General features: G+C 37.4%; 12 protein-coding genes. 3 read left to right on the forward strand and 9 right to left on the reverse strand.

Going from position 1 to position 16794, the window contains the following annotated elements; genetic code table 11:
• Positions 1-164: 164 nt before the first annotated feature.
• Entirely contained in the window at positions 165-392 is a 228-nt protein-coding gene (locus ACN6MT_RS29075; protein WP_034673080.1) for a hypothetical protein, read from the forward strand.
• 93 nt (positions 393-485) lie between these two features.
• Positions 486-3089 carry a bifunctional acetaldehyde-CoA/alcohol dehydrogenase gene (adhE, locus tag ACN6MT_RS29080; RefSeq protein WP_419954251.1) on the forward strand — a complete coding sequence of 868 codons (2604 nt, stop codon included), beginning with the start codon at positions 486-488 and terminating at the stop codon, positions 3087-3089.
• Positions 3090-3173: 84 nt separating this feature from the next.
• Here adhE and ACN6MT_RS29085 read toward each other — a convergent pair whose 3' ends face one another.
• From ACN6MT_RS29085 to ACN6MT_RS29115, 7 genes are all read right to left on the reverse strand, one after another.
• Entirely contained in the window at positions 3174-6971 is a 3798-nt protein-coding gene (locus ACN6MT_RS29085; protein WP_419954252.1) for an S-layer protein, read from the reverse strand.
• A gap of 374 nt (positions 6972-7345) precedes the next feature.
• A complete protein-coding gene (gene htpG, locus ACN6MT_RS29090) occupies positions 7346-9226 on the reverse strand; it encodes a molecular chaperone HtpG (protein WP_419954253.1) in 1881 nt (626 codons plus the stop codon).
• Between the two features lie 140 nt (positions 9227-9366).
• Positions 9367-9633 (reverse strand): phosphocarrier protein HPr, encoded by a 267-nt coding sequence (locus tag ACN6MT_RS29095; protein WP_419954254.1) that lies wholly within the window; start codon positions 9631-9633, stop codon positions 9367-9369.
• Positions 9634-9678: 45 nt separating this feature from the next.
• The gene (locus ACN6MT_RS29100) at positions 9679-11124 is read right to left on the reverse strand and encodes a glycoside hydrolase family 1 protein (RefSeq protein WP_419954255.1); all 1446 of its coding nucleotides are present in this window, start codon (positions 11122-11124) and stop codon (positions 9679-9681) included.
• Between the two features lie 79 nt (positions 11125-11203).
• A complete protein-coding gene (locus ACN6MT_RS29105) occupies positions 11204-11554 on the reverse strand; it encodes a PTS lactose/cellobiose transporter subunit IIA (RefSeq protein ID WP_419954256.1) in 351 nt (116 codons plus the stop codon).
• Positions 11555-11577: 23 nt separating this feature from the next.
• Positions 11578-12795, reverse strand: a complete 1218-nt coding sequence (locus ACN6MT_RS29110) for a PTS sugar transporter subunit IIC (RefSeq protein WP_419954257.1) — start codon at positions 12793-12795, stop codon at positions 11578-11580.
• A gap of 21 nt (positions 12796-12816) precedes the next feature.
• A complete protein-coding gene (locus ACN6MT_RS29115) occupies positions 12817-13137 on the reverse strand; it encodes a PTS sugar transporter subunit IIB (RefSeq protein ID WP_419954258.1) in 321 nt (106 codons plus the stop codon).
• Between the two features lie 187 nt (positions 13138-13324).
• On the opposite strand from ACN6MT_RS29115, the gene ACN6MT_RS29120 reads away from it, so the two are divergent.
• Complete coding sequence (locus ACN6MT_RS29120) at positions 13325-15250, forward strand: BglG family transcription antiterminator (RefSeq protein ID WP_419954259.1); 1926 nt, start codon at positions 13325-13327, stop codon at positions 15248-15250.
• Between the two features lie 650 nt (positions 15251-15900).
• Here the strand turns inward: ACN6MT_RS29120 and ACN6MT_RS29125 are convergent.
• Both ACN6MT_RS29125 and ACN6MT_RS29130 read right to left on the reverse strand, forming a co-directional pair.
• Entirely contained in the window at positions 15901-16269 is a 369-nt protein-coding gene (locus tag ACN6MT_RS29125) for an ArsR/SmtB family transcription factor (RefSeq protein ID WP_419954260.1), read from the reverse strand.
• Complete coding sequence (locus tag ACN6MT_RS29130) at positions 16270-16689, reverse strand: SRPBCC family protein (protein ID WP_063255649.1); 420 nt, start codon at positions 16687-16689, stop codon at positions 16270-16272.
• Positions 16690-16794 lie beyond the last annotated feature (105 nt).

Genomic DNA, 16794 nt, shown 5'->3' on the forward strand with positions numbered 1-16794 from the left:
AGCCTAGATTAAGGACAAGTCCTTCCCTCTCATCACTTCCCTTAGGGAAAAAGGACTATTTTTGGTATATTTGCTAACAGTTCAAAGTTTGTTCAATATTTCACAAACTTTTTCCGAAAATTGATGTTATGATTAACTCATAAAGGAACAAGGAGTGATATGACATGATGGTATGTGAATGGAGATCCTTTTCAACCGACTCTGAAACGTATACACAAGAAGCGTTCGAAGAAACGGTTGGTGATGAATTTGAAGCTATGATGTTTAAAGATAACGAAAACATTCCAAGTTATATTTGGACAGTAAATTATGTCATCATTGTAAAAAAATATTCGAAGGTCCTTACTGACATTTCCTTTGAAAAAATTCCACGTAATCCTGTATGCGAGTAATGGTGTAAGTTCATAGCAATACTGTTTGTTGTTATTTTTTTAAATATACTTGTGAAATATTTCACAAACAAATGAGAATTTGGAGGAATTAGCATGGCAGTGGCAGAAAAAACAGGTAAAGAAGTCCAAAGTGTAACCAACATGATTGATACCTTAGTGGAAAATGGTTTAAAAGCGCTAAATGAATTCCGCAGCTTTGACCAAGAAATGATTGATACTATTGTGAAGCAAATGGCCTTGGCTGGTCTTGATCAGCATATGCAGCTTGCAAAACTTGCTGTTGAGGAAACCAAACGAGGTGTTTATGAAGATAAAATCATTAAAAATATGTTTGCAACCGAATATGTCTACCATAATATCAAATATGATAAAACGGTTGGTATTATTAACGAAAATGAACATGAGGGAATCATTGAAATTGCTGAGCCCGTTGGAGTAATTGCTGGTGTTACACCTGTAACCAATCCAACATCCACAACGATGTTTAAAGCACTTATTTCAATAAAGACGAGAAATCCAATCGTGTTTGCCTTCCATCCATCTGCACAAAAGTGCAGCAGTGAGGCAGCAAGAATCCTTAGGGACGCAGCAATTAAGGCAGGTGCCCCGGAGAATTGCATCCAATGGATTGAAACACCTTCTATTGAGGCTACACAAGCACTGATGAATCATTCAAAGCTATCAATGATTCTTGCAACGGGCGGCGCGGGAATGGTTAAATCCGCTTATAGTTCCGGTAAACCAGCCCTTGGTGTCGGACCTGGAAATGTTCCATGTTATATAGAGAAATCTGCCAACCTTCATCAAGCAGTAAATGACTTAATTTTATCAAAGACTTTTGACAACGGAATGATTTGTGCTTCTGAACAGGCCGTTATTATAGATCAAGAGATTTATTCAGCCGTCAAAAATGAGATGATTGCAAATAATTGTTATTTTTTAAATGAAGAAGAAAAAGCAAAAGTTGAAAAATTAGTAATTAATGAAACGTCATGTGCGGTTAACCCGAATATTGTGGGGATGGCTGCCAGCAAAATTGCGGCTTTAGCAGGCGTAACGGTTCCTGAAAACACAAAAATTCTTGTAGCTGAATTAACTGGTGTCGGACCTGGATACCCGCTATCAAGAGAAAAATTAAGCCCAGTCCTTGCTTGTTACAAAGCCAGCAATCATGAAGAAGGCTTAAAAAGAGCAGAAGAAATGTTGGAGTTTGGCGGTCTAGGACATTCAGCTGTCATCCATTCTCAAGACCAAAACATTATCAAGCAGTATGGGTACCGGATGAAAGCCGGAAGAATCATTGTCAATGCCCCATCCTCACAGGGTGCGATTGGTGATATTTACAATGCTTATATGCCTTCATTAACACTTGGCTGTGGATCTTATGGAGGAAATTCTGTTTCCACGAACGTTGGAGCGATTCACTTAATCAATATTAAAAAAGTAGCCCAGAGGAATGTTAATATGCAATGGTTTAAAGTTCCATCTAAAATCTATTTTGAGAAAAATGCGACTCAGTATTTAGCTAAAATGCCGAAAATTTCTAAGGCATTCATTGTAACAGACCCTGGAATGGTGAAATTAGGCTATGTCGATAAGGTACTATATTATTTAAGAAAACGTCCTGATTATGTACATTGTGAAATTTTCTCTGAAGTAGAACCAGATCCATCCATTGAAACGGTCATGAAGGGTACCGAAATGATGGCTAAATTCCAGCCAGATGTAATTATTGCCCTTGGCGGCGGGTCTGCAATGGATGCGGCAAAAGGAATGTGGCTGTTCTATGAAAACCCAGAATCTGAATTCTTTGGCTTAAAGCAGAAATTTCTCGATATCCGTAAACGAATTGTGAAATATCCTAAGCTTGGTGAGAAGGCACAATTTGTAGCAATCCCAACCACCTCTGGAACAGGGTCGGAGGTAACTTCCTTCTCCGTAATTACTGATAAGGAAGCAAATATTAAATATCCGCTTGCCGATTATGAATTAACACCAGATGTAGCGATTATTGATCCACAGTTTGTTATGACGGTTCCTAAACATATTACAGCTGATACTGGAATGGACGTTTTGACCCATGCCATCGAAGCGTATGTATCTTGTATGGCAAACGATTATACGGATGGACTTGCAATGAAAGCGATCCAGCTTGTCTTTGAATATCTGCCTAGAGCATATCGAAATGGCAGTGATGAATTAGCTCGTGAAAAAGTGCATAATGCTTCAACCATTGCTGGGATGGCTTTTGCCAATGCTTTCCTTGGTATCAACCATAGCCTTGCCCATAAACTTGGCTCAGAGTTCCATATTGCTCACGGACGTGCAAATACAATCTTAATGCCGCATGTCATTCGTTATAACGCTGCTAAACCAAATAAGTTCACAGCATTCCCGAAATATGCCCATTTTGTGGCAGATAAGCGTTATGCGGAAATTGCAAGAACCCTTGGACTGCCTGCGAATACAACGGAAGAAGGAGTAGAAAGCCTTGTTCAGGCCATCATTCGCCTTGCAAAAGAGCTTGAGATACCAATGAGTATTGAGGCAAATAATGTGGACGCAGATCTATTCGAAAGCAAGGTTGACTACCTAGCAGATAAAGCATTTGAAGACCAATGTACTACCGCCAACCCTAAACTGCCATTAGTAACAGAGCTAGCTGAAATTTATCGTCAAGCATATAAGGGAGTTTAAAAGAGTAATATAAGTAAGAAAGGCCATCCAGAAAACTGGATGGCCATTTTAATGGCATTAACTCTTTTGCAAATTCGTGCTTAATTACTCGTTTATTTCTGATAAACCTTCAACTGCTGCCTCTAATGATGTTCTTGCAGCAACCACTTTATCCAAAGTGCTTTGAGGATTTTTTAATACCTCTTTTGCTGTTTGAATCGCTTTATGGAATGTTATCCAGCTTTCCTTCGTGTAGCCTTTGTGATCTTTGTCTTTATTTGCATCGTACAATTCCTGTAATTTTGTCTTGTTTACTTCGACTTTATTTCTGCCTGTAACAACATCAATACCGTCTAATGTAAAAGTACCGCCCTTAATCACCACTTTAGCAATGTGTTTTGTATCTTTTAGTCCGCGAATGGTATAAGAGGTTTGTCTGTCACCTTTAGCATAAATTCTATAATTTTCTTCGATTATTTGGTCATCAATATAAACATCGATTAAAGCATCCGGAGTCGCACCAAATAAATTGAAACCTGAACCCTCAAAATTGAAGATCATGCTGCTGTTAGGACCCTCTACTTTCGGTGTACTATAGATATTGACTCCACGGTAATCCATAAAGGTTTCTTTTACCTCATTATCCTTCAGAGAAACCTTCAATGTATGTGGTTTTTCTTCCAATCCTCTAACAGAATACCTTATGCCCGTGCTAGTATTTACGGCAAAGTTACCCATATCTACACCGTCAAGCTCGAAATTATAAAGTGTTTTATCACCAGTTCCTGACAAATAATCAATACCACTGCCCGTGAAGTTAACTAGAATATACGGATCATCATTAAAATTGGCCCATGCATTCGTGCTGTTAGAGCCCCAGGCAGTATTTTTTCTAAATGCATAAACTGTGTTCTCTTTATTCTCTATTAGGGATTCATCTGAAATTTTCACAATATCCGCTGGTCCTGTCTTTTTAACAGCTAATACAGGATCAGTGGTTTCAACTTCAACTTTGGTAAAGCTGATATACTTCTCTTTTGCTACCACTTTAAGCGTATGTTCTTTATCTTCTAAATCCGCTGCAGACCAAACCATCTGGGTGATACTGCTGTTATTTGTATAGTTGGCTTCACCAACTAATACTCCATCTAAATATACATCGCCTTTTCCATTAGACGGATTCGTTTCTCCATACAGTCTAACTTCAGTGCCCTTAAATTTAATTTCAAGAGAACTGCCTGCAGATGCCCAAGCATTATTACTGTTAGATGACCAGCCTTGAGAATAGAATACTTTATTCAGGGTTCCTGGTACTGTTGTCGTGTCCTTATGACCTACAGTTACTCCATTCCAAACAGGTACATCTGTTTTAGCGGTCATTTGTGTACGGTTAAAATGTGCATATCCTGCCTGCGTATAATCCCACTTTCCAAGATAACCTATAGGATTAATTAAGTCCTTATTGTTCAACGCTTCTTCTTCCGTTGCATATTTCTTACCTTGGGCACTGTCGACTTTTTCTGAGGTATAAGTGTATCCTTTAATTGGCTCAATCACTAAGTTATCGATAAGAGTTTCATAGTATCCAGAACCTAATGCCACTCTTCCCGCCATAACAGTTGAATCTTTGTCTGTATAGGAATCCATTTCTGCTCCATCTAAATATAGCGTAAATACATTTTCTTTAGCTTCAAATGCTAGATTATGCCAAACTTTATTGTCGAAGCTTTCAATTGTACCACTTTTTTCTACCTTACCGAGTTTAATAATTTCATATTTTCCATCTGAATATACTCGTGCATTGTATGGTGCATGTGAATCAGCCCCGCCTGCTTTCACTTGTCTAACACCGATTAAGGCATAGTTGCTTCTGCCCTCTGCTTCAGGTGTATGCGTATCTAGTAAAAAGTCATAGGAAGCTTTATAGTTCACCCAGCGGTGGTCACCAATAGTAGCGGTAGGATTACCGCTAGATGCGGAGCCATCTTTTCCGCCCCAAACTGCCCAATCAGCACCAATGATGTCATGACTGATTTTCTGCTGCAGCATATTTCCATGAGCGTTTGCATCCGGAATTTCAAGATTTGCTCGTTCCGCACTTCCACTAGCTACTGGTTTTGTTGCTTCTTTCACTACTTCAAAAGCACCGGTTTGGTCAGTCGTATATCGCGGGGTTCCTCCGCGGCGCTCTACATAATCTCTGCCCATTTCGTCAACAGGATACTTATTGTACTCAAAATCATCCTTATATGGCAGCGGCATGATTGTATCTTGCGATAAATCAACTGGTTCTGATTCATATTCAAAGCCTTCGACCTCGGATTCCTTATCTAATGTTGAAATCGTCACAATTGAATATGGCTTTACCTCCACTTCATATTCACCATTCACTGGGGTAATTTTATTGATTTTTTTAAACCAGTTGGCATCAACTTCTTGCCCTTCATCTGCTCCTCGTGTTTCCCAGACAAAAATAGGAGCATTCTCTTTGCCATTAAGGTTTTGAGCTTTAATCTTATATTTACGTGTCTCTTTTGTGTTATTAGCAAATACAGTTGAATAATCATTGGTTTCTGGATCTTTTAAGGTTAAGTAGTTATGGGTACTTGTATCAACATCCACACCGCCATCAAAGAATGCCCCATCACTAAAGGTAGCATCTTTTACATACATCCAGCGTTCATTTTCAGGTGTACTGTGATCATCATAACCAACAAAGTTCATCACATGACGAACTCCCTGAAGACCACCATCTACTTCATAAAAACCAGACCATGGATCCATCGCACTGATCAGGTGTTTTGGATTATAAGCGGAACCTTCATAAAATGCAGCAACAGATGGCTGAAAATCAAATGAAACCGCGTTTAGAGGAGTGTTTCCTGCTCCTGTCCAAGAATACACAGAAATAATACGGGAAGTTACATCAATAATTCCTGCTTTTCCTCCAAGCCCTTTATAATTCGGTTCCATGTTCTCACGGTAACGTGCATTGATCATTGGGGCGATTCCTTCAGACACCCAGCTTTCTTTTGGCTTCTTTCCATCGGCTATTAGTTTTGCTTGTAATTGATTTAACTCCGCTGAACCAGTCAGACCATAATGGGAGCTGATGACATCTATTTCATCCATCAAATCTGGTTGGTCCAACAGCACGCGGCTGATTGATTTTGTATCACGATATCCGTCTGCCGCAACAAGTTTAATATGTTTATAGTCTGATTCATAATATGGCTCTTGTTTAATTTTTGTTGTGAAGTATTTCAACCACTCTGTTTCAATTCGATTATTGTTTTGCGCTCTTTCATTTTGAGAGATACCAACATAGTCCAATTTAAAGCCATATTCATTATAAACAGCATCGATTGTCTGCTTGTACCATTGATAGCGATTTTCATAGTCATTGGTTGCAGCACCGTTCCATGTAAAGCGTGGTTCACCCCAGCGCAAAATTTCAGTCGTGATATCAGGATTAATGGATTTCGCGTCAGCCGCAAACTGGAATCCAGCACCTCTTAGAACATTAGCCGGTTCATCTGCATAACGCATGGTGGCTGGCTCTGTTCCGGAGGATGAATTAACATCGCCGCCTAATTCTATCTTGACGTGCGCTAGCCCCGCTCCCGTATCCTTGTTGAATAGCTTGTTCATAATTTTCCAATATTCCTCAGGGTGCTCTTCTTTGTAATCTAGCATTAATCGAGAGGTATTATTAGCTGTTACAGTTCCAAACCCTTTAAATCGGTTATATTGGTCAACGTTGTTTCCGTCAATTGTAATCGTTTTGGTGATAACCTCGGCTTTAGTTTCATGTGATCCGATTAAACCAAAAGACCCAGCTACCATAGTAGCAACACATAAATTCCCTATCATCTTTTTTATTTTTTTTGTTTGTCTTCCCATATACTTTCATCCTTCCCCTTCACTGTATATAAGGTTTTGCTAGATTTTAGCGGCTAATCTGGTGGATTTCCTAGTAGATATGTTTTCTGAGGTTTTTCTTAGGAGCTGGTAAAAGGCAAAACAATTATGTTGATTACTTTCCTCCTTTTGTCTCAATAATTATCTGAGTTTTTCGATAACAACTTGTTAGCGTTTTCATTATTTCATAATCTACTTTGTTTTTTATACAACTATATCGACTACCTATAATGATATTTTTACCTTTTTCACTCGTTTGCACTAATAGTAAAAGCCGCTTCACTTTAGTGTGAGAGCGGCTTTTACGTATACTTGATAGTCGTTTTATTATAAATAGTAAAATGTATCCAGGATGATTATACCATTATCTTGCAGATGTCATTCGTAAATTCAACTGGATCCTGAATTGGTAATCCCTCAATGAGCAGTGCTTGATTATAAAGTAACTTTGTATACAGATCTAGTTTATCTTTATCAATTTCAAAAGCTTCCTTTAAGGATTGGAATACTTCATGATTTTTATTAATTTCTAAGACCTTATCTGCTTTAATATTTTGATTATCAGGCATAGCAGCAAGGATTTTTTCCATTTCAATCGAAATGTCACCTTCGGTTGCCAGGCAGACAGGATGAGACTTTAAGCGTTTTGAAACGCGAACATCCTTGACCTTCCCCTCCAAAATATTTTTCATATAGTCAAAGATTTCTTTGTATTCCTTCTCTTCTGATTCGGAATCGCTCTTGTTTTCTTCCCCTTCGATGCCTAAGTCACCGCTCGAGATAGATTTGAAATCTTTCTCCTTGTAAGTCATTAACATCTTGATTGCAAATTCATCGATATCCTCAGTAAAGTAGAGAATCTCATAACCTTTTTCAGAGACAAACTCTGCCTGCGGCAGTTTATCGATTCTTTCAATGGAATCACCAGAAGCGTAATAAATATATTTTTGATCTTCAGGCATTCTTGACACATATTCATCCAATGTTACTAACTTCTTCTCTTTTGAAGAGTGGAACATGATAAGGTCCTGTAATACTTCTTTATTGGCACCAAATTCACTATAAACCCCATATTTCAACTGACGGCCAAATGATTTATAAAACTCTTCGTACTTTTCTCTTTCATTTCTTAACAAGCTTTGCAATTCACTCTTAATTTTTTTGTTAATGTTTTTAGAGATAAGTTTCAATTGACGATCATGCTGCAACATCTCTCTTGAGATATTAAGAGATAGGTCCTCAGAATCAACCATCCCTTTGACAAAGCTAAAATGGTCAGGCAGCAAGTCTGCACACTTGTCCATAATTAATACGCCGTTAGAATAAAGCTCCAGTCCTTTTTCAAATTCTTTTGAATAAAAGTCAAATGGAGTTTTCTCAGGGATATATAAAATTGCATTATAGCGGATGGTCCCATCTACACTGATATGGATATGTTTAAGCGGTTTATCGAAACCATATCGTTTTTCAGCATAGAAATTCTCGTAATCCTCATCCGTTAATTCACTTTTATTTTTTCTCCAAATTGGAACCATGCTATTAATAATTTGTTCTTCTACATAGTCCTCGAACTCATTTTCACTGCCTTCTTTAGGTCTTCTTCCAGTAACATCCATTTTAATTGGATAGCGGATAAAGTCTGAGTATTTTTTGATAATCGACTTTAAACGGTACTCTTCTAAAAATTCATCGTAATTATCCTCTTCATTATTTTCTTTGATTTTTAAGACAATCTCTGTTCCAACCGAATCTTTCTCTGCAGGTTCGATCGTATAGCCCTCTGCTCCATCTGATTCCCACTTGTAAGCTTCTTCGCTTCCTAAAGCCTTACTTGTTACAGTAACGACGTCAGCCACCATAAATGCCGCATAGAAACCGACACCGAATTGACCGATAATGTCATAGCCATCCTTTAGTTCTGTTTCCTTTTTAAAAGCTAAAGATCCACTTTTTGCAATGGTACCAAGGTTATTCTCAAGCTCTTCCTTTGTCATACCAATACCTGTATCAATAATTTTTAAGGTTCTAGTTTCCTTGTCTGGAATTACTTGAATAAAGTAGCTTTCCTTATCGAAGCTTAACGCGTCATCTGTTAAAGCTTTGTAGTAGATTTTATCAATCGCATCACTTGCATTGGAAATTAACTCTCTTAAAAATACCTCACGATGAGTATAGATAGAGTTAATCATCATTTCTAACAGCCTTTTAGATTCAGCTTTAAACTGCTTTTTTGCCATAAAGATATCTCCTTTACATGCTTTTTAGCACTCCACTTATAGGAGTGCCAATGTAATTAATTTTAAACCATAAATTCATATTTGTGTCAATACCATAATAAAAATGGTTGCCGCAGCAACCATTTACGAATGTGTAACGATTATTCTCCTAGACCCTCACTTATTAATGTTTCTTCAATTCCATCAAGTGCTAGATCTTCATCTGCCCCAGAAGCAATAATTTTAATATAAGACCCTTGAGGGATACCTAAGGACATAACACCCATAATGGACTTTAGATTAACTGTTTTACCGTTATACTCTAAATTTACATCTGCATTATATTTACTTGCTGATTGTACTAATACTGTTGCTGGGCGGGCGTGAATTCCTGTATCCGCTGTTACTGTATATATTTTTTCTACCATTTTTCATTAAACTCCTTTAACATCTTTATTTACTTACCGTACAGATTAAGTACTTGCTAAGTCCTCTCCATTTGTAGCTATCACTTTCTGAAACCAGTAAAAACTCTTTTTCTTACTTCGCTCATATGTTCCACTGCCATCATCTTGTTTGTCTACATAAATAAATCCATAGCGTTTTTTCATTTCCCCTGTAGTAGCACTAACCAAATCGATAGGGCCCCACATTAAGTAGCCAAAACAATCGACACCATCTTCTTCAACGGCAGCCTTTAATGCTTGTAGATGTTTTTTCAGATAATCGATGCGGTAATCATCTTGGATACTGCCATCCTTTTCCACTTGATCGACAGCCCCTAAACCATTTTCTGTAATCATAATCGGAATGCCATATCGGTGATACAAATAATTCAACATATACCTTAAACCAGTAGGATCAATGGACCATCCCCATGATGATTTTTCAAGATACTCATTAGCTATTCCGCCAAACAAAGAAGATTCAGTGCTTTCATCACGTTCAGCCGAACTAACGTCACTGGAATAATAATTTAACCCAATAAAGTCTATTTTTCCTTCCTCAAAAGCACGATGATCACTTTCACTAATTGGCAACGTAATACCTCTCCGCTCATACTCCCTAAGTTTATATAAAGGAAACGCTCCATTGCACATCGCATCAACCTGGTATAGATCTCTTTCTGTATCTTTAAAGGCTTGCAATACATCAGCAGGTTTACTAGTCTTCGGATAACAAGGTGTGAGTCCAAAAACACAACCAACCTGATTATCCGGATCAATTTCATGTGCGACTTTAACGACTTTAACACTCGCTAACGTCATATGATAGCCCATTGTCGCAAGCTGCAGCTCTCTATCATGTAAATCAGTATACTGTAATCCCGTAATCATATAAGTAAAAGTATTAGAAAAATCGCTTTGTATTTCTAAATGATTCAATTCATTAAACGTTACCCAATAACGTACCTTACCTTTATACTCCTTCATCACGGTTTCACAGAAACGAAGATATAACTCAACTGTATCCCTGCTTAGCCAGGAATGGTATTTACGTACCAAGTCAATCGGCATCTCAAAATGGCATAGAGTAATAATCGGTTCAATTTGATTTGCTCGAAGTTCATCGATGACATGATGATAGTAGGCCACTCCCTTTTCATTTGGTAATTCATCGTCCCCATGAGGGAAAATACGGGACCAGTCAATGGATATACGGAGAGCTTTAAATCCCATTTCCCCGAACAACTGAATATCACTTTTATAACGATGATAGAAGTCAATTCCATCATGCGAAGGATATATATTTCCTACCTCAATGGACTTTGTGATTATACGCTCCGTTTCATAGCTTCCTGTTGTTACTAGGTCCATATGGCCGAGGCCCTTTCCGTCAGCCTGATATGCTCCCTCACATTGATGAGCGGCAATACTGCCCCCCCATAAAAAGTTTCTTGGAAATTCCAGTTTATTCATAATCTTAATCTCTCCCAATCTATCTATTTCCTGAAAAGGCAAATGCCAGATTGTACGACCACCTGGCATTTAATCATGATTATTTTTCTTCAAGCCTTCTTAAGCGTTCATCGTACACTTCAAATAAACGAACAATATGATTGGCTGTATTCCACTCGCTCATAATGGTCATTAATGTATCCTGCGCATGGGCAAACAAGAGGGAGAATGTAATCTTCTCTCCGCGGGCTTCTCCTTGAATCGTTTCAGTCTGGGCTGAGTGGGCTGCGTTAATTTTCTTTTTTGCTTCACCAAGCTTGTGCTTTGCCGCGTCAAACTCACAAGTTGCTACACAGTCCAGTGCTTCTTTAATGATTAATCTCGCGTCACCAGCATTTATGATGATTTTCATTGATACTTCATTGATATCATTCAAGCTGTCTTCGTTCATTGTCTAAGCCTCCAAATTAATTTCTACTGTTCCTGTTCCTTTTTAAACTGCTGCATGTCATAAACTTTAAAAAACGGAAACCAAATCAACCATGAAACAACTACAATTACAGCTACTAAAATCAACCCTCGGAAATCGGAATTAATGAGGATGGAAGAAATTCCGACTGGCATATACCAGAGTTGGAAGAGTCTTTCAGGAACTGTGACCAATCCTAGATTCAAGACCATATACGTGATAGCTGGTAAAATCAATCCATTTAGCCACATTGGCACCATTAATATGGGATTGAATGCAACCGGGGCACCGAAAATAACAGGTTCATTAATATTAAAAATTGAAGGTACAATGGTTACTTTACTGATTGCTTTTAATTGACTGGACTTTGCCAAGAATAACATCATTAGTACCAATGGCAGCGTGGAACCCATACCTCCAATCCACACCCAGGCCGTAAGCGTCTCCATGGTATGGATATTTTGGGCTGCACTGCCGATATTCTCTTGAATAGCCTCAAGCCAAATCGGAAAAATAATTGGATACAGAATCCAGGCACTGATTCCAAAAGAATAAAAGAAAATACCGAGAAAACTGATGAATACAAATCCGGCAAAACTTTGGGCAATCATGGTAACCGGTTCAAAAGCTTTTAAGATTAAATCATATAAATCAACATTCAATTGGAAGGTAAACAACCATCCGAACAGCAGGAGAATGGTGATCGGAATAATCGTGTCAAACCAGATAATAATAAAATCCGGAAGCGAACTTGATCCTTTAAAGAAAGAAAACTTAGAAAAAAGATACATGAATGCTCCAACCAAAAGACCAACAACCAATGCAACAAACATGCCGTTGCCGCCGAAACGTTCTAACGTGAAGGTGATGCCGCCGTCGTCTGTAAGCCTAGGGACAAGAAGCATTAGAAATAAAGAAATACCCGTTAATCCTGAGATTATTTTTCTATCATTCTTTTTCTTTTTTTCCATAATGAAATAAGGAACTAATAGTGCAACAAATATACTAATAAGACCAAATGAAAAGGTAGTAATAGGTGAAAAATTAGGCATTTTTGAAAAATAATTATTCAAAATTGAAATCAATGTAATCAACGATCCTACCAGAATCAGCGGCAAAGTTGCCATAATGGCTTCCTGGATCGATGAAACCCATACATTTCTCGTAATTTTATTCATTTTTGGCGTAAAGTTTTGGTTCATCCAATTAATAAACGTGTTCACCCGGAAAACCTCCGTTCTATTTTATTTTTCGCCAAGAAGGTCCAAAATGAGGTCCAGACCTTTGTTTCCATCCAACAGACCATAAATGGTTTGAGGGATCACCGCAGCCGGAATGTTATGCGGTCTTACCTTCGATTGTAAATCCTCTTCCATGTATTTCAGGTGCGGGCCAATGAGCAGGACATCAATTTCATTTAGATAATCGTCAACTTCAGACTCGCTTCTGGCAATTACATTTAAATCAATATCTCTTTTTTTAGCTGCCTTTCGAATATTTTGGGCCATGAATCCGCTGGATGCACCGCCGCCGCAAACTAAAAGAATGGTCTTTTCTGTCATCATAAATTCCTCCCAAGAAAAATTTGAATTAACTTTCTGAGGTCATTGTCTTATTTTTTTAGATCTGATCTCAAGTTGAAAATGTTCCGGGGGGTAGGAACTTTTTCAACCTATCATTTTATTATGTGTTTTTTTACAATATATAAGTGGAAAACTAACGAAAAATAGACCTTTTGGGGGGTGTTGTAGCATGAAAAAAGAGAGAGAGCGAGAGATTATTCAATTCTTGTTAAATAAGAACGATTGGGTAAAAGCAGACATTTTCGCGAAACAATTCTCTGTATCCAGCCGGAGCATCCGTAAATATGTAAATGCAATAAATGAAACAACCTCTCCAGACGTATTAATTATGTCCTCCAACCTTGGTTATAAAATAAATGAAATCGTTTACCATGAACTGCAGCAGAAAGAGGATAAAGAAACAACAATCGGACTGACGCCACTTGAGCGGCTCTATTATCTATTAAAGCAATCAATTGTCCATTCTGAAGGTATGGATATATTTGACCTAAGTGAAGAAATTTATGTAAGTACTTCTACGATTGAAGGAGATTTAAAAAAAGCCAAAAGCCTTTTGGAAAAGTTTAATTTATCGTTCAAACGTGATGGAGACTTGATTATTTTAAATGGACTTGAACGAGATAAACGTAAGCTAATGAGCCATATTTTTTACGAAGACACACGGGACCAATTTTTGCATGTAGAAAGTATTCAATCCGCATTTGGTTATGATTTAAAAGATTTCAAGGAAGAGCTTATTAAAATTTTGTCATCCTATAATCTTTATATAAATGAGTATACCATCGGAAACATCCTGCTCCATATCGTGATCGCCATGGAACGGGTCAGGCAGCAACGAACCATTTCGAAAGAAAACATAGATGCATTGACCAAAACAAAAGAATATAAGGCGGCATTGGATATCGCCAAGTTAATAAAATCGGAATTTGGGACTACGTTTGAGGGGGCAGAACTTTCTTACTTAACGATTCTTTTAATTAGTAAGGCAACGATCTTACGTTATGACACCCTCAACAAAGAAAACCTTGGGGAATATATTGAGCAGCGTTATATTTACTTAGTAAACGACATTATACAAAAAGTGAAGGATTACTATCTCGTAGATATATATGGTGATGAATTTCTAATAAAATTCACCTTGCACATACGAAATTTAATTAACCGGGCAAGGCATAATTATTTGTCAAAAAACCCATTAACCAAGCAGATTAAATCATCTTACCCACTCATTTATGACCTGGCAGTATTTATTTCAAATGAGGTACAAAAAAAAGAAAATATTCAAATCAACGAAGATGAAATTGCTTACATTGCCTTCCATATTGGTGCTTTTCTCGAACGGCAAAAAGCGCTTGAATATAAAATCACCTGTACGGTTGTATGTCCGGAGTATTACAACATGCACATCCCCATGTTAAAAAGAATTGAGCAGTCTTTCGGAGAACAAATTGAGATAAGCAGAGTGATTACCAAACTTGATAGTGACTTTGGTCAAATTGACTCAGACTTGATTATCACGACGGTTCAGATTCCCAAAATAACAGAACATGAAATTGTCCATCTAAATCCATTTTTTTTAGAAGAGGACATGCAGAAGATTCAGCATATCATCACAAAAATTAATAAAAAACGAAGTCGTATGAAACTGAAAAATCATTTAATTAGGCTCTTCGATCCTAAGTTGTTTCAGCATAACATTTATTTAAAAGATGAATTTGAAATGATCAGGTTTATTGGAGGTAAACTGGTTCAGTCAGGATACATGGAAGAAGGGGGTATTGATGACATCATTGAAAGGGAAAAGATGTCCTCGACATCCTTTAATAATAATGTCGCAGTGCCACACTCGATGCAAATGAACGCATTAAAGTCAGCTATTTCGATTGTATTAAATGACAAACCAGTTAAATGGGGAAACCATTCTGTACAGATTATTGCCCTAATTGCCCTAAATAAGGACGAACGAAGTATTTTTCGGGATGTCTACGATAGTTTTATTAAAATATTATCAGAACCAGAAAATGTTTACCTGTTATTAAAATCTAACAATTATGATGAGTTTATTAATAACCTTTTATTATTAATGGAAGAGTGAGTTTAGCAAATAACCTCCTCTAGATTTTAGGCAAGACTAATTTAAGTATTATTGAAAAATAATATGTAGATTATGGATTTAGACGAGTATTTAAAATTTAATTTATAAGATTATGGAAGAAGCCTAATTTTACACTCTTAAAGAATTAGGCTTTTTTCTACAAATAGGTAGGGATTGGAAGTAATTCTCTATATCTTTTATTTTTGACCTTGGAATACCAGTTGTAAACCTAATCCGATGTATATAGTTCCTACTACTTTTCCCTGCCAGCGGGACATCTTACTCTCAATAGCTTATTACCTAATGAACTTGCTAAAAAGGTTAAGGATGATGTGTACAAAATACTCATTAACACGAAGACTAGTCCTAAACTTAATAGTTGATAGACTAGGGGGGACCATCTGCTTTTACGAATTGCGGAAGAAACGCAAGAAAAAATAATGCTGTTTTAGGGCTAAGCAATTCAATAAGCAATGCTTGTCGAAAGGATACAGCAGACCTTTCTATTTTTACTTTGGGCTGTTCCTGTCTTTTTATTTTTTCTAAAAATTTCCTTTATTCCTAAAAAGATTAAATATGCTGCTCCATGCATTGACCCAAATGCCTTTTCTGAATGCTCTTTGGTCACTATAAAATAAAAAAAACCGACATTAACCTTTGTCGGTTTCTTCTGATTTTATAACCTGTAACTTACGATCATCAGAGCTTTCCACAATATGTTTAAGGATAGAAAGCTTATTTTCCCAGAACTTTTCGTAGAACGAAAGCCATTGCTTAAGTTCTGTCAGCGGCTCAGGTTGAAGCCGGTAAATCTTTTCTCTTCCTACCTTTTGTCCATGAACTAGTTCAGCTTCTGAAAGTACTTGAAGGTGTTTAGCAATGGCTGTCCTGCTCATTGAAAAATGGGCTGTTATTTCTGAAATGGGGCGCTCTTTGTCCGCTAGTAATCTTAATACTTCTCTTCGAGTAGGGTCAGCAATCGCTTGAAATACATCATGCTTTTGTGCAGAGGATGACACTTAGCTCTCCAAAAGTGTACGCAGTTTTTGAACGATACCAGCCCATCCCTGAGCCATATGGTTTCTAATATCAGAAGCTTTTTGATTAGCCTTGCCAATGATTGCATCAGATTGTGGCCATCCGCCATGAATAACGGTGAACTCTGTCTTATCCCCCAAATCCTTTAAACTAAACGATAAAAACCAACCTTCTGTATCCCAGCTGAACGAAAGAGAATGAGGAGGATTAAATTCAGTCACTTTACATGGAGATGGACCGAATGGAGATTGTAAATGAAACTCCGCTCCCACTTCCGGTTTGAAATCATTCGGCATAAACCATGCAGACATACCCTCTGCAGAGGAAACCTGCTCCCATACCTTTTGTATTGGTGCGTTAATGACAACCGTCTGTTTAATATCTTGTAATGTATTTTCCAATGATTTCTCCTACTTTCAACAATTAATATAAAACCATTTAGTTTCACTTCTTGAGTATATAAAACCATTTGGTTTCATGTCAACAACTATTTTCCCTCTTTACTT

The organism is Neobacillus niacini (assembly GCF_048572935.1).
GTDB classification, from domain to species: Bacteria; Bacillota; Bacilli; order Bacillales; family Cytobacillaceae; genus Neobacillus; species Neobacillus niacini.

What these genes read in the sequence shown, in the direction of transcription:
- ACN6MT_RS29100 (WP_419954255.1), bottom strand. Translation starts at nt 11,124, where the DNA reads ATGAATAAACTGGAATTTCCAAGAAACTTTTTATGGGGGGGCAGTATT.
- adhE (WP_419954251.1), top strand. Translation starts at nt 486, where the DNA reads ATGGCAGTGGCAGAAAAAACAGGTAAAGAAGTCCAAAGTGTAACCAAC.
- ACN6MT_RS29095 (WP_419954254.1), bottom strand. Translation starts at nt 9,633, where the DNA reads ATGGTAGAAAAAATATATACAGTAACAGCGGATACAGGAATTCACGCC.
- htpG (WP_419954253.1), bottom strand. Translation starts at nt 9,226, where the DNA reads ATGGCAAAAAAGCAGTTTAAAGCTGAATCTAAAAGGCTGTTAGAAATG.
- ACN6MT_RS29105 (WP_419954256.1), bottom strand. Translation starts at nt 11,554, where the DNA reads ATGAACGAAGACAGCTTGAATGATATCAATGAAGTATCAATGAAAATC.
- ACN6MT_RS29085 (WP_419954252.1), bottom strand. Translation starts at nt 6,971, where the DNA reads ATGGGAAGACAAACAAAAAAAATAAAAAAGATGATAGGGAATTTATGT.
- ACN6MT_RS29115 (WP_419954258.1), bottom strand. Translation starts at nt 13,137, where the DNA reads ATGATGACAGAAAAGACCATTCTTTTAGTTTGCGGCGGCGGTGCATCC.
- ACN6MT_RS29075 (WP_034673080.1), top strand. Translation starts at nt 165, where the DNA reads ATGATGGTATGTGAATGGAGATCCTTTTCAACCGACTCTGAAACGTAT.
- ACN6MT_RS29120 (WP_419954259.1), top strand. Translation starts at nt 13,325, where the DNA reads ATGAAAAAAGAGAGAGAGCGAGAGATTATTCAATTCTTGTTAAATAAG.